The 13754-nt window shown below is 55.0% G+C and carries 12 protein-coding genes and 2 pseudogenes; 11 read left to right on the top strand and 3 right to left on the bottom strand.

The genetic code is table 11. The annotated features are described in order from the left end of the window. Nucleotides 1–5: 5 nt before the first annotated feature. A pseudogene (locus ACXAH3_RS14405) lies at nt 6–98 on the top strand (IS481 family transposase); the annotation flags it as partial. 139 nt (nt 99–237) lie between these two features. On the opposite strand, the gene ACXAH3_RS14400 reads toward ACXAH3_RS14405, so the two are convergent. After that, nucleotides 238–1245 carry a LacI family DNA-binding transcriptional regulator gene (locus tag ACXAH3_RS14400; RefSeq protein ID WP_474862795.1) on the bottom strand — a complete coding sequence of 336 codons (1008 nt, stop codon included), beginning with the start codon at nt 1243–1245 and terminating at the stop codon, nt 238–240. A gap of 165 nt (nt 1246–1410) precedes the next feature. Here ACXAH3_RS14400 and iolG point away from each other — a divergent pair, with 165 nt between their 5' ends. The 9 genes from iolG (at nt 1411) to ACXAH3_RS14355 (ending at nt 11826) form a co-directional block, all read left to right on the top strand. Next, the gene (gene iolG / locus ACXAH3_RS14395; protein ID WP_474862904.1) at nt 1411–2433 is read left to right on the top strand and encodes an inositol 2-dehydrogenase; all 1023 of its coding nucleotides are present in this window, start codon (nt 1411–1413) and stop codon (nt 2431–2433) included. A 106-nt stretch (nt 2434–2539) separates the two neighbouring features. Beyond that, nucleotides 2540–3460 (top strand): substrate-binding domain-containing protein, encoded by a 921-nt coding sequence (locus tag ACXAH3_RS14390; RefSeq protein ID WP_474862794.1) that lies wholly within the window; start codon nt 2540–2542, stop codon nt 3458–3460. 69 nt (nt 3461–3529) lie between these two features. Beyond that, the gene (locus ACXAH3_RS14385; protein ID WP_474862793.1) at nt 3530–4639 is read left to right on the top strand and encodes an ABC transporter permease; all 1110 of its coding nucleotides are present in this window, start codon (nt 3530–3532) and stop codon (nt 4637–4639) included. A gap of 1 nt (nt 4640) precedes the next feature. Further along, entirely contained in the window at nt 4641–5462 is an 822-nt protein-coding gene (locus tag ACXAH3_RS14380; RefSeq protein WP_474862792.1) for an ATP-binding cassette domain-containing protein, read from the top strand. Nucleotides 5463–5577: 115 nt separating this feature from the next. After that, nucleotides 5578–7488 carry a bifunctional 5-dehydro-2-deoxygluconokinase/5-dehydro-2-deoxyphosphogluconate aldolase gene (locus ACXAH3_RS14375; RefSeq protein WP_474862791.1) on the top strand — a complete coding sequence of 637 codons (1911 nt, stop codon included), beginning with the start codon at nt 5578–5580 and terminating at the stop codon, nt 7486–7488. 4 nt (nt 7489–7492) lie between these two features. Next, entirely contained in the window at nt 7493–9328 is a 1836-nt protein-coding gene (gene iolD / locus ACXAH3_RS14370) for a 3D-(3,5/4)-trihydroxycyclohexane-1,2-dione acylhydrolase (decyclizing) (protein WP_474862790.1), read from the top strand. Further along, nucleotides 9328–10233: a myo-inosose-2 dehydratase gene (iolE, locus tag ACXAH3_RS14365; RefSeq protein ID WP_474862789.1), complete on the top strand. Its 906-nt coding sequence runs from the start codon at nt 9328–9330 to the stop codon at nt 10231–10233. The genes iolD and iolE overlap by 1 nt, the downstream gene beginning before the upstream one ends. A 5-nt stretch (nt 10234–10238) precedes the next feature. Then, nucleotides 10239–11045, top strand: a complete 807-nt coding sequence (gene iolB / locus ACXAH3_RS14360; protein WP_474862788.1) for a 5-deoxy-glucuronate isomerase — start codon at nt 10239–10241, stop codon at nt 11043–11045. Nucleotide 11046: 1 nt separating this feature from the next. After that, a complete protein-coding gene (locus ACXAH3_RS14355) occupies nt 11047–11826 on the top strand; it encodes a TIM barrel protein (RefSeq protein ID WP_474862787.1) in 780 nt (259 codons plus the stop codon). Nucleotides 11827–11932: 106 nt separating this feature from the next. Here the strand turns inward: ACXAH3_RS14355 and ACXAH3_RS14350 are convergent, their stop codons facing one another. Continuing rightward, the gene (locus ACXAH3_RS14350) at nt 11933–12778 is read right to left on the bottom strand and encodes an SDR family oxidoreductase (RefSeq protein ID WP_474862786.1); all 846 of its coding nucleotides are present in this window, start codon (nt 12776–12778) and stop codon (nt 11933–11935) included. Nucleotides 12779–12874: 96 nt separating this feature from the next. Here ACXAH3_RS14350 and ACXAH3_RS14345 point away from each other — a divergent pair, with 96 nt between their 5' ends. Beyond that, nucleotides 12875–13270 carry a winged helix-turn-helix transcriptional regulator gene (locus ACXAH3_RS14345; protein ID WP_474862785.1) on the top strand — a complete coding sequence of 132 codons (396 nt, stop codon included), beginning with the start codon at nt 12875–12877 and terminating at the stop codon, nt 13268–13270. Between the two features lie 32 nt (nt 13271–13302). Here the strand turns inward: ACXAH3_RS14345 and ACXAH3_RS14340 are convergent. After that, a pseudogene (locus ACXAH3_RS14340) lies at nt 13303–13649 on the bottom strand (Tn3 family transposase); the annotation flags it as partial. Between the last annotated feature and the right edge of the window lie 105 nt (nt 13650–13754).

Genomic DNA, 13754 nt, shown 5'->3' with positions numbered 1-13754 from the left:
TTGGGATGGAGGAAGTTTTCATGACGAACGACGAACGCGACATTCAACGCAAACTTAGAGTGCTGCAACATGCCGAGAAGATCGGCAATGCCCGTAAGGTTGACAATTGGAAACACTTCTTCGTTAGCCAAAATCCGCTTTGCGCGTTTCATAACTGCACCGGGAGCAGGGCTACATACTATAGCCCCGCACAGCAGACGCGACAGCCACCTCAGAGACCCTTGATCAAAAAACGGTCTATGCGCTCTTGCGGATAATTAGGTTTCCCAGGAATTCATTCAAATTTTTGGAGCGTTTCTTGCCATCAAGGACATCGACCAACGCATTTGCCATTTCCGTCAAAGGCTGGCGATACGTAGTCAACTGATAGTGTGGGCTGGAGGCTTGGGGAGTGTTGTCGAAGCCAGAGACCGCGATGTCCCCTGGCACGCGCAGACCGAACTCGAAGCGAATCGCATCGATCGCTCCCATAGCTAACGCATCGTTTTCGCAGACCAGAACGTCTGGAAGCTCTGACTTTGGTTTATCCCGAAATAGGTCGACAACAAGATCGTAAGCCAACTTGCGATCATATCGTTCGACCGACGTGAATTTTGGGCGTGAGCCAGTGGTCTTTTCCCATTGCGACAGGAAAATTTCCTTCCGTTGAAGATGTGCCGATTGAGTTTGCGGTCCTGCGATAAAAAACGGATTGCGATAGCCCGACGAGAAGACATGCTGCGTGATCGCAGTCATGGCGGCGCGGTCATCGCAACAGATAGAGATCGTATTTTCATTGCTGGACATCCGGGCAAAGACGATCAGTTTCTTGACCCTCTTGGCCCCAAGCGCAGCCTCAAGATTTTGGTCATTGAAACTGACCCCAATGAGAACGGCCGCATCAACGCGTCGCTGGCTAGCATTCAGAAGTGCTGCAGATGCATCCTCTTCGTCGCTGGTATTTACCAACAGGGTGTCATAACCATTTTTCCGTAACACTCTGGTTAGACGATCCATCATGATCAATTTGTGCGGGTTTGCAAAATCATCAACAAGAAGGGCCACCAAGTTGGTGCGGTCCGTAGCGAGACTTGTTGCCAGTAAATCAGGAACATAGCCAAGCGTTTCGGCGGCCTTCATCACCTTTTCTCGTGACTTCGCCGAGATTGATGCGTCCTTTTTAAACGCACGATTCACGGTCCAGCGCGAGACTCCTGCAAGCGCGGCGACGTCATCTGCCGTGATTGAACCTTCCTGTTCTTTCATATTGCCGCTGGCCTCCCTACCTCTCAAGACATTGGAATCGCGTATGATCCCTGTCCAGAACGTTATTGATGTTAGCACATTTTTGCACCCGCGTGCAGGAATTACTTGCACGCGGGTGCAAAATTGTGGATGCTTTTCATGAATAAAGATTCGGGAGGTCTCAAGATGCGGGTTGGATTGCTCGGCGCAGGGCGCATTGGAAATGTTCACGCACAGGCGATTTCGTCACATCCGGAAAGTGACCTTGTCGCTGTTTCTGATGCTTTCGAAAAAAACGCTCAGGCGCTGGCGGAAAGCTATGGATGCGAAGTTCGCTCCTCGGAAGAAATTATCGCGGACAGTTCGATTGATGCCGTCCTTATTGCGACATCAACAGACACACACTCCAACTTGATCGAGGCAGCAGCAGCAGCAGGTAAGGCGGTTTTGTGTGAAAAGCCGGTTGATCTAAGCCTTGAGCGTGCGTCGGCTTGCCTGAGAAATGTGGCAGACAAGGCAGCGAGCATCATGATCGGCTTCAACCGTCGTTTCGATCCAAGCTTCGGCACGCTCAAGGCCGCGATTGAAGCGGGCGAGATCGGTAAGACTGAGCTTCTGTCGATTACATCATTCGACCCCGCACCGCCACCGGTGGAATACATCAAAGTGTCTGGCGGTCTGTTCCGCGACATGATGATCCACGACTTCGACATGGCAAACTTTATTATGGGGCAAGCACCAGTTTCCGTAACTGCCGTTGGGACATCTGTCGTTGATCCTGCCATCGGCGCAGCGGGCGACGTCGATACTGCTGCTGTTACGTTGACATACGCTGATGGTCGCATAGCCGTGATCAAGAATTCGCGCCGCGCGGTTTATGGCTACGACCAACGGGTTGAAGTTCTGGGCTCTGACGGGCTGCTTCAGGCACAGAACGTGCTTGAAAACACGGTCGTCAAATCGACGACTGCTGGCGTCAGCAGTGCCAAACCCACCTACTTCTTCCTCGAACGCTACATGCCTGCTTATAAGGCAGAATGGGCAGCTTTTGTTGAGGCCGTTAAGAATAAAACGGATATGCCGGTCGATCTGCACGACGGCGTTTCTGCACTGGCCATGGCTGAGGCCGCGACGCGTTCCGCTCAGACCGGGCAGCCTGTCGCAATGGCAGACGTTTTGGAGGGTTCGGGACGCTGGGAGGCGGCCTGATACGACGCAACCGTCCGTCAGGGCGGAGCGAAAGCGTGACACAAAGTTGCGTGAAAGAGGTGCCGGTATGACCGGCAAAATGGGAAACCAAAGGGAGGAAACCCGAATGAATATGTTTATGAAAGGCGCTATTGCTGCCGGTGCACTGGCTGTTGCAGCACCTGCTATGGCTCAGGACATCTCGGTTGTTGTTCACGGTCAAGCCAATGATGCATTCTGGTCGGTCGTGAAGGCTGGCGTAGATCAGGCGGCCGCCGATACAGGCGCAAACGTCTCGTACAACTCGCCCGAAACTTTCGACATGGTGTTGATGTCGCAGTTGATTGATGCGGCCGTGAACGAAGAACCCGATGGGCTTGTTATCTCGTTCCCCGACCCCGATGCTCTTGGACCGTCGGTTGAGCGTGCAATTGCAGCCGGCATTCCTGTGATCACCATCAACGCTGGTGGCGCTCAGGGTAAAGAACTGGGTACGGCAATGCATGTCGGCCAAGATGAGTATGATGCAGGTGTTGCAGCCGGAGCTGCTCTCGCTGAAATGGGTGGTTCGAACGCGCTTTGTGTGAACCAAGAAGTTGGCAACATCTCGCTCGACCAGCGTTGCGCAGGTTTCGCTGAAGGCTTCGGCGGCAATGTGACCGTTCTCCCGACCACCAACGATCCGGCCGAGATTGAGTCCAAAGTTGCTGCTGCGCTCGCATCTGATGAAAGCGTTGACACGGTAATGGCTCTGGGTGCGTCCACTGCAGGCGAACCTGCCGTAGCTGCGGCAAAGGCTTCCGGTCGCGACGTGAACGTTGCCACATTTGACCTGTCTGCAGGCTTCCTGCAGTCAATCGTTGATGGAGATGCGGCGTTTGCTCTGGACCAGCAGCAGTACCTGCAAGGCTACCTGTCTGTATCCATCATGGCGCTTCAAGGCAAGTATGGCCTGATGCCGGGTGGTGACGTTGCTTCGGGTCCTAACCTGATCACCGCCGACAAGGCAGCACAAGTGATTGAACTGTCCGCGCAGGGCATCCGCTAAATTCTGCTAATATAAATTAGGAAGTGGCACTGCATGGTGCCGCTTCCAATAGAAACAGGAGATGGCGAAATGAGTGACACCACACCAAATCCAATGACAGACGAACGAATCAAGGCCGAGCCCCTGGTTTCGCGACTGATGAAGAAACCCGAACTTGGAGCCATCGCTGGCGTCGTGCTGGTCGCAATCTTTTTCTTGATTACCGCGGATTCCGCGATGTTCACGACCTCGGGCATTATCAACTTCCTAACCCCAGCAGCTCAGCTTGGTATCCTTGCTATCGGAGCAGCGATGCTCATGATCGGCGGAGAGTTTGATCTTTCGATTGGGTCGATGGTTGCTTTTGCTGGCCTGTTCTTCGGGGTATGTGTAATGGTTTGGGGCTTACCCCTGATCGTAGCGATCCCCTTGACTTTTGCTTTCTCGGCCGCGGTCGGCGCTGTAAACGGCACCATCGTGATCCGATCTGGATTGCCATCGTTCATCGTGACACTGGCATTTCTTTTCATTCTTCGTGGATTGTCTCTGGTTGGCCTGAAGTGGGCGTCAGGCGGTTCCACACAGCTTCGCGGCGTACGCGATGCCACAGAAAACGACTGGCTAGCACCACTGTTTTCAGGCGATGCTTTTCCCGGCCTGTTTTCATGGTTGGCTGACAAAGGCCTGATCGAAACCTTCAAAAACGGTGCACCCAAAGTAACTGGTATTCCGGTCGAGATCATTTGGTTTGTCGTGCTTTCTTTGGTCGCAACTTACATTCTTTTGCGGACGCCGGCAGGCAACTGGATTTTCGCCGCGGGTGGTGACAGTACCGCTGCCTCGAATTCGGGCGTGCCGGTCAACCGGATCAAGATCTCGTTGTTCATGGTCACCGCGTGCTGCGCAGCGCTTGTTGCAATCATTACCGTGATCGATGCAGGTTCTACCGACGCCCGTCGTGGCTTCCAGAAAGAATTCGAGGCCATTATTGCCGCGGTGATCGGCGGCTGCCTTCTGACGGGTGGCTATGGATCGGCCATCGGTGCCTTCTTCGGCTCGATCATCTTTGGGATGGTGGTCATCGGCCTTACCTATACCGACTTCGATCAGGACTGGTTCCAGGTATTCCTTGGCGGCATGCTGCTTATTGCGGTTCTGTTCAACAATGCCATTCGCAAGCGCGTTACGGGGGAGCGTTGATATGACTGATGACAGCAAATTCCACCACGGTGACGTGGACAACAGCGCCGCTCCGATTGTCCAGATGAAGGATATTGAGAAGCACTTCGGCAACATCATCGCGCTTGCCGGTGTCAGCTTTGATATCCGGCCCGGTGAATGTCACTGCCTTCTGGGTGACAACGGCGCGGGTAAGTCGACCTTCATCAAGACGATGTCGGGTGTGCACCAGCCGACGCACGGAGAAATCCTGTTTGAAGGCCAGCCGATGAGCTTTGCCACACCGCGGGATTCTATGGAGGCAGGCATTGCCACGGTGTTCCAGGATCTAGCTATGATCCCTCTGATGTCTGTGTCGCGCAACTTCTTCATGGGGCGCGAACCCACGAAGGGGCGCGGGCTAACCAAGCGGTTTGATGTGGAACAGGCCAACGACATCACCATGACCGAAATGCGCAAGATGGGTATCAACCTTCGTGGACCGGATCAGGCAGTTGGTACGCTGTCCGGTGGTGAACGGCAGACAGTTGCCATTGCGCGTGCCGTCTATTTCGGGGCCAAGGTTTTGATCCTGGACGAGCCGACCTCGGCGCTTGGCGTTCGCCAGACCTCTAATGTTCTGGCCACGATCGACAAGGTGCGCAGCCAAGGCGTCGGTGTGGTCTTCATCAGCCACAACGTCCGCCATGCGCTTGCGGTCGGGGATCGGTTCACCGTGCTTAATCGCGGTAAAACGCTGGGTACTGCAAAACGTGGCGAAATCAGTCCGGAAGAGCTGCAGGATCTTATGGCAGGCGGCCAGGAATTGGCCCAGCTCGAAGGATCGCTCGAAGGTACGATCTGACCTTTAACTTTCAACACCATTCGTACCCCTCCCTGAAAAAGCGAATGGTGATGGGGCTGGCAGAAGGGATTTGGTCAGCCCCGTTTCACAAACATTGAACTTATGGACGTAACTCATGTCTGATCTCGATCTTATCACCATCGGGCGATCCTCGGTTGATCTTTATGGCGCGCAGATCGGTGGGCGCTTGGAAGACATGGGATCGTTTGACAAATACATCGGCGGCTCGCCGACCAACATCGCTTGCGGGACGGCAAGGCTGGGGTTGAAGTCGGCTGTTATCACGGGTGTTGGCGACGAGCATATGGGCCGCTTCATTCGCGAGCAGTTGGAGCGCGAAGGCGTGAACACCAAAGGCGTCAAGACCGACCCCGACCGGCTGACCGCGCTTGTACTTCTCGGGATTCGCGATCAGGAACAGTTTCCGCTGATCTTTTACCGAGAGAATTGCGCCGACATGGGGCTGAGCGTTGATGATATTGACGAAGACTTTGTTAAAAGCGCCCGCGCCGTTGTGGCCACCGGCACGCATCTGAGCCACCCGCAGGTCGAGGCCGCCACGATCAAGGCGCTTGAGATTGCCCGCGCGAATAGTATGCAGACGGCGCTCGACATCGACTACCGCCCGAACCTCTGGGGTGTGGCAGGGCATGGCGACGGTGAAAGCCGATTTGTTGAAAGCGTAGCCGTAACCGAAAAATTGCAATCGACGCTACACCTTTTTGACCTGATCGTCGGCACTGAAGAAGAGTTCCACATCGCAGGCGGTTCGACCGACACAATCGAGGCGCTGCGTGCGGTCCGCGCTGTCTCGGATGCAACACTGGTGTGCAAACGCGGTGCAGCCGGTGCGGTCGCCTTTACCAGCGATGTGCCGGACAGTCTCGATGATGGCGAGGCGGGCCCTGGTTTTCCAATCGAAGTGTTCAATGTACTGGGTGCGGGCGACGGCTTCATGTCTGGTTTATTGAAGGGCTGGCTTGATGGAGAAGACTGGCCTACAGCGCTGAAATACGCCAACGCTTGCGGTGCCTTCGCGGTCAGCCGCCACGGCTGCACACCCGCTTACCCAAGCTGGGAAGAGCTTCAGTTCTTCTTTGATCGCGGCATCAAGCGCCCCGACCTTCGTAACGACGTTGAACTTGAACAAGTGCATTGGGCCACCAATCGGCATGGGGACTGGTCTTCGGTGAAGACCTTTGCCTTCGACCACCGGCTACAGTTGGAAGAGATGGATGGCTACACGCTGGACAAGGGCGCTGCATTCAAAGAGCTATGCCTCAAGGCTGCGTTGAAGGTGCAGAACGGACGGTCGGGTTACGGCATTCTGTGCGACAACCGGATCGGGCGCTCTGCGTTGCACAAGGCAACCGGCACTGGCCTTTGGATTGGCCGCCCAACGGAATTGCCAGGCTCGCGTCCGATTGAGTTCGAGCCGGAATTGGGCGAGGATTTGGGGCGTCTGCGCGAATGGGCGCGTGAGAACGTCGTTAAGCTGCTGGTATTTGTGCATCCCGATGACGATGCCGAAACGAAAGAAAAGCACCTGAGTCGCGTCAAACGCTTGTTTACGGCGGCGCGGCGTAACGGTTTGGAATTCCTGCTCGAGATTATCCCCTCCAAGGTTGGACCTGTGGACGACGAAACATCGGCGATCCTCATCCAGTCATTCTATGACGCAGGCGTTTATCCCGATTGGTGGAAGCTTGAGCCGTTCAAAACCGAGGCTGCATGGCAAAATGCGGTTGACGCGATCGAGCGGAATGATCCGCGCACGCGCGGCATCGTGGTGCTTGGCCTTGATGCGCCGGAAGCGGAACTTGCGGAAAGTTTCGCGCTGGCAAGCAAGCAAACGCTGGTCAAGGGCTTTGCTGTGGGCCGCACGATCTTTGGCGATGCAGCACGGGCGTGGCTCAAGGGTGAAATGGCAGATGATGCTGCGGTAACCCAGATGGCTGAGCGCTATGCGCGTCTTTGCGAGATTTGGGACAAGGCGCGGGCCGATGCCCGCCTGAATGTGGAGTGATCCAATGGGAAAAACAATCCGACTGACTGCTGCGCAAGCCTTGGTTCGGTATATTGCGGCTCAAATGAATGAAGATGGTGAGCGGTTTATCGAAGGCTGCTGGGCGATCTTCGGTCACGGCAATGTTGCGGGAATCGGCGAAGCTCTGCATGCCGTTAAGGAGGACTTTCCGACATGGCGGGGGCACAATGAACAGACCATGGCCCATGCTGCCATTGCCTATTCCAAGCAGTTGGGGCGGCGCAAGGCCATGGCCGTGACGTCTTCGATTGGCCCCGGAGCAGCGAATATGGTGACTGCTGCCGCGCTGGCCCATGTAAACCGCCTTCCGGTGCTTCTGATACCGGGCGACGTCTTTGCAGATCGTGGCCCGGACCCGGTGTTGCAACAGGTTGAGGATTGGGGAGACGGCACCGTGACCGTAAACGATGCCTTTAAACCGGTGACACGCTACTTCGACCGCATCATGCGGCCAGAGCAGTTGCTAACTGCCTTACCACGTGCGTTCCGCATTATGACTGATCCAGCAGAATGTGGTCCGGTTTGTCTGTCGTTCTGTCAGGACGTGCAGGCCGAGGCCTATGATTATCCTGAGAGTTTCTTCAAACCCGTCGTTTGGTACCAACGCAGGATGCGTCCTGATGTGGGAGAACTTACACGGGTCGCAGAACTCGTAAAATCAGCGAAGTGGCCGGTGATCGTCGCGGGGGGCGGAGTACACTATTCTGGCGCCACATTGGCCTTGAAAGAGTTTGCTGAGAAGCACAACGTCCCAATTGTTGAAACCCAAGCCGGAAAGTCAGCCCTTCCATGGGATCATCCGTTGAATTTAGGTCCGATCGGAGTAACCGGTGGTGAGCCAGCCAATGAAGTATGCAAGCAGGCAGATGTAGTACTTGGTGTCGGTACTCGTTTCCAGGATTTTACAACCGGCTCTTGGTCTCTGTTCGCTAACCATGGCAGACGGCTAATCAGCATGAATGTGGCCGCTTATGATGCCGTGAAACACGGGGCGGCGCCGTTGCAGTGTGATGCGCGGATCGGGCTGGAAGAGTTGAGTTCCGCGATTGGGGACTACTACTGCTCAGTTCCCAATTCCAGTTTGAAATCTGGTTGGTTCGCGAAGGTTGATCCTTTGACCGACGCTCCTAAACCCGAGTGCAAAGCTTTGCCTACCGATATGCAAGTGATTGGCGCGGTGCAGCGCGCAGCAGGCGCAAACTCCGTTGTCATGTGTGCCGCGGGCACCATGCCGGGTGAATTGCACAAGCTGTGGAAAGCGGGCAGGCCCGGCTCGTATCATATGGAGTACGGCTTTAGCTGTATGGGGTACGAAATTGCGGGTGCCATGGGGATCAAGATGGCGGAACCTGAGCGGGACGTTATCTGCTTTACGGGCGACGGCACCTATATGATGGCCAATTCGGAAATGGCGACTGCTGCGATGATGGGGATCTCATTTACAGTCGTGGTAACCGACAACCGTGGATACGGATGCATCAACCGGCTACAAATGGGTTGCGGTGGGGCAGAGTTCAACAACCTCCTAGATCATTCGATCGGTGGCGAGAACTCGAACATCGACTTCGCCAAACATGCAGAGTCCATGGGAGCATCGAGCGTCAAGGTCAGCTCGATCGCCGAGCTGGAAGACGCGCTAGCGAAACGGTCAGTGGTCAAAGGCCCTTATGTGATCGTTATCGATACAGATCCTTATCCCAGCACGGAACCGGGCGGAACTTGGTGGGACGTAGGCGTACCAGAAGTCAGCATGCGCGACGAAGTAAACGCCGCACGCGCCAGATACGAAACCAACAAAAAACGACAAAGGGCAGACTGATGGCTGTTAAGATCGGCATTTCTTTGATCGCTTGGCAAAACGACGACCTGCCTGAGCTGACAAAGGATTTCACCACAGAAGGTGCAATGGAGGATGCAGCAAGGATTGGCTATTCGGGCGTAGAACGCGGCCGCCGGATGCCTGCGGACACCGAGGGCCTGCGCGCCTATCTGGACCGCTATGGCGTGTCGCTTTGCGGTGGCTGGTGTTCAGGGAACCTAATGGTCAATGATCTGGCGACCGAACAGGCCGCGATCCGGGAACAGGTCGAACAGTTCGCCGCCTTAAATGCGCCCTGCATCGTCTATGCCGAGTGTTCAAACACCATTCAGGGCAATATTGACCAGCCTGTCAGCCAGCGTCCCAAACTGGCCCGCGACGAGGTCATGGCTTATGCCGCTAAACTCTCGGAGCTGGCCAAGTGGGCGAAAGATCAGGGTGTTGATCTGAGCTATCACCATCATATGGGCGCGATGGTGCAGGATGCCGAAGACATCAATTGGCTAATGGAAGGCTCATCCGACGACCTGACGCTGCTTTACGATACAGGACATCTGCACTTTGCCGGCGCCGATCCGATTGCCGTTCTCGACAAGTGGGGCCACCGCGTACATCATGTCCACTTCAAAGACGTGCGCCAGCCGGTGTTAGATTGGGTGCATGCGGATAACAAGAGTTTCCTCGATGGTGTTGCCGCCGGTGTCTATTCCGTGCCCGGCGATCCGCATGGCTGCATTAATTTCCAGGCCATTACCGACAAGCTGAAAGCCATGGATTATAACGGCTGGATCGTGGTCGAGGCGGAACAGGACCCGGCCAAGGCACCACCGTTCGAGTACTCAAAACTCGGTTTTGACTACATCACTGAAATCTGTGGCCGTTCCGGCCTGACAATAAAGAAGTAGCGCGCATGGCAGACCTCCTACGAAGACCTTTCGGCGCACGCGGCAAGGTGCATCAGATCACTCCAGAAAGCGCCGGCTGGCGCTATGTCGGATTTTCTCTTTATCGGCTAAAGGCAGGCGACACTGCTTCTGAAATAACAGGAGACCGTGAGGTCATTCTGGTGATGGTTGAGGGGAAAGCCGAGATATCAGGTGCCGGACAGGACTGGGGGGTTTTGGGCGGCCGGATGAACGTTTTCGAGAAAACCCCGCCACATTGCCTGTACCTGCCGAACGGCACCGATTGGGAGGCGACCGCTGAAACTGATTGCGTCATAGCCGTGTGTTCCGCCCCAGGAATGGGTGCACACAAAGCACGCCGGATTGGCCCCGAGGGCATCACGCTTACCGAGCGCGGGAAAGGCACCAACACGCGCCACATCAACAACATCGCGATGGAAAACGAAGATTACTGCGACAGCTTGCTGGTTACTGAGGTCTTTACCCCTGCAGGTCATTGGTCGTCCTATCCGAGCCACCGCCACGATGAAGACGACTATCCGCGCATCACCTATCTGGAAGAGACATATTATCACCGCCTGAACCCTGCTTCGGGATTTGGAATCCAACGTGTCTATACTGACGACGGACAACTTGATGAAACCGTGGCGGTGTCGGACGGCGATGTTGTGTTGGTTCCGCGCGGTCACCACCCATGTGGTGCGCCTTATGGGTTTGAAATGTATTACCTCAATGTAATGGCTGGCCCGAAACGAAAATGGCGATTTGTAGCAGCGCCAGAGGTCGAATGGATTATGGAACGGGACGCCTAAGATGACTGTAACTTTTCAACTTGCGGCCTGTGCGGAAATGCTTTGGCAAGACAAACCGATCGCCTGGCGCGCGGCCAAGTTGCACGAAATGGGTTTTGGCGTCGGTCTGTGGAACTGGCCAGAATGGGATCTGGATGCACTGGAGAAAACCGGCGCAAACTTCACCATCATGAACGGCTACCTCGAAGGACGGTTGGCAGACCAAGAGGGCGCAGACATGTTGCTGAAATCAGCGCGTGAGACTGCGCAGGTCGGCAAGCGGTTGGGCGTCGACCGTTTGAACCTGCATGGCACCGGACTTGGCGATGGCGGCATTCCGATCCCGCTCCATGGCACCTTTGCACCGGGGATGGAGTTGCGCGCCCGTGATACACTTAACCGCATCTGTGACATGGCCGAGGAAGAGGGCGTGACCTTTACGCTGGAAAACCTGAATCCGCTGGACCATCCGGGATGCCCGTTCGGATCAACCGAGGCTGTGCTGTCCCTCGTTTCCGCTGTGAACCGCCCGCAGTTGCGGATCAATCTGGACCTGTACCATACTCAAATCAGTGAAGGTGATTTGATCCGTTGGTGTGACGCTTGCCTACCATGGGTTGGAGAGATCCAAGTGGCGGACAATCCCGGACGGTGTGAGCCGGGAACGGGCGAAATAAATTACGCGGCGGTTGCGCGCGCTTTGTCTGATATGGGCTACTCCGGCCCGGTCGGCATGGAGGCGTTTGCAAAGGGCGACGAGGAAGCCGCGCTTGAAGCCTTCCGCGCGGCATTCACTCTTTAGGATTTGAATGCAGACAGACCTTTGCGGCTTTTGCTCGATATCTCTATTCGGCGACCACGTTTTAATTCATGGAAAGGGACAGGTGACTGTCCCTTTCCATTTTTTGTTATGCGACTGCTTTGGCAACCTCTTCGGAGATGGGTGTTGTGGGCCGCCCGATGAGGCTAGAAAGCGCCTTGCCATCGTCGAAAAGCTCCCCTTGGGCTACGGAAACGTCCGAACCGGCAAGGAAACCAGCCAAGGGAGCGGGCAAACCGGCCTGTTCCAGGGCTTTGGCGTAGTCTTGCTCGGCCATGTCAACGTACGGAATTGTTTTGCCAACCGTCTGCGAGAGAATACCAGCGAGGTCTTCTAGAGTGAAGCTTTCGTCACCTGCCAGTTCATATGTTTTCCTGCGCAGCTCGGGCTTGGTCAGAACGGCAATAGCGGCAGCCGCGTAATCCGCACGTGATGCCGATGAGATCGCACCACTGCCCGCAGCACCGATCAACGCGTTGTGTTCTACGGCTTGCGGCAGACCAGCCGTGTAATTTTCTGTGTACCAACCATTGCGTAGGATCGTGTGATCAATTTCGGCATCGCGCAACATGGCTTCTGTTTCTTTATGCTCGGGCGCAAGCGACACCTTGCTCGTGTCTGCACGCAGCAGGCTGGTGTAGACGATATGCGCAACGCCTGCGGCCTTTGCTGCCTCGATCACGGCTTTGTGCTGTGGGATGCGTTGGCCAATTTCGCTGCCGGAAATCAACAACAGCGTTTCGACACCCGCTAATCCCTTCTCCAAAGTTTCGGCGGCATCGTAGTCAAAGACCCGCGTGGGAACGCCAAGTTCCGCAGCTTTTTCAAGATTCCGCGCCAAAGCGAGAATGTCTTGTGTTGGCATCGCTTCTTTCAGCCCAGAAATAACCAGTTTACCAAGCTGACCGGTCGCGCCAGTAACTGCAATTTTCATTCTGATTTCTCCATTTTTTATCGCGTTAGCTTGACCTAATTGATAGACTTACTAAATGAAAGTACGTACAAAAATGTTAGTTAGGAGAATTTTAAATTGACCTCTCTAAGCGATGCCGTTCGATCTGGAAAATTGGAAGGAAACCTTTTGGCGCATCATTGTCCGTCAAGGGACATTCTGAAACACCTTACAGGTAGGTGGGCAGTGTTGGTCTTGATCGCCTTGGAAGATCAGACCTTGCGGTTCGCGGAACTGCGTCGAAGGGTTGGCGGCGTCAGTGATAGAATGCTGACGCAAACACTGCAAACGCTTGAAGCGGATGGGTTCGTTCAACGACGCGCCCGAAACGTTGTCCCCCCGCATGTCGAATATAACCTGTCGGATATGGGAGCTGAGGCCACCAAACATGTTCGGGTGCTCGCGGATTGGATCGAAGCCAACACAACGCGCGTACTCGCGCATCAAGCGGCCAAGAATCCCAAAACTGGATAGGGGTCGAGTTTAGTTGAATGAGAAATGACACTCTAAGGGATTTCGGCGGCCATTATTCGACAGATGTATTGCCCTATGAGTAGAATATGTTTCCACCCGAGTGGTGAGATGTGGCGGAGGAGATAATCTGGAGTTTCCAACCGCGCTTTCTCGTGTTCAACAGCATTTCCCAATTGATCTGTGTTCCAGAATATAATGATGACTGTGAGTTGGTTAGTCCAGTCAGTTGGAAATGCTGCCATTCAGTCGTGCAGTCGCGGATCTCACCCTGCCGTCTGATCCGCAGTGCATTCTTCAATGCGTAATGTGCCTCGCCCTAGTCTAACCCGACGACGGCCCTGAGCTGCATGTTGATATCAAGGGCCCACTCAAGTGTAAACTGGACAGACCGTCAGGACATTTGCCGCTTTATTGTAGCTTGTCTCTGAGCGCTTCGTAAGGGGTCTGGCCGTTATGCGCGCCGTGTGGCCTTGCGAAGTTGTAA

The sequence above is a fragment of the Aliiroseovarius sp. ABM4_368 genome (genome assembly GCF_056161205.1).
This window is presented reverse-complemented; position numbering and strand designations above follow the sequence as displayed.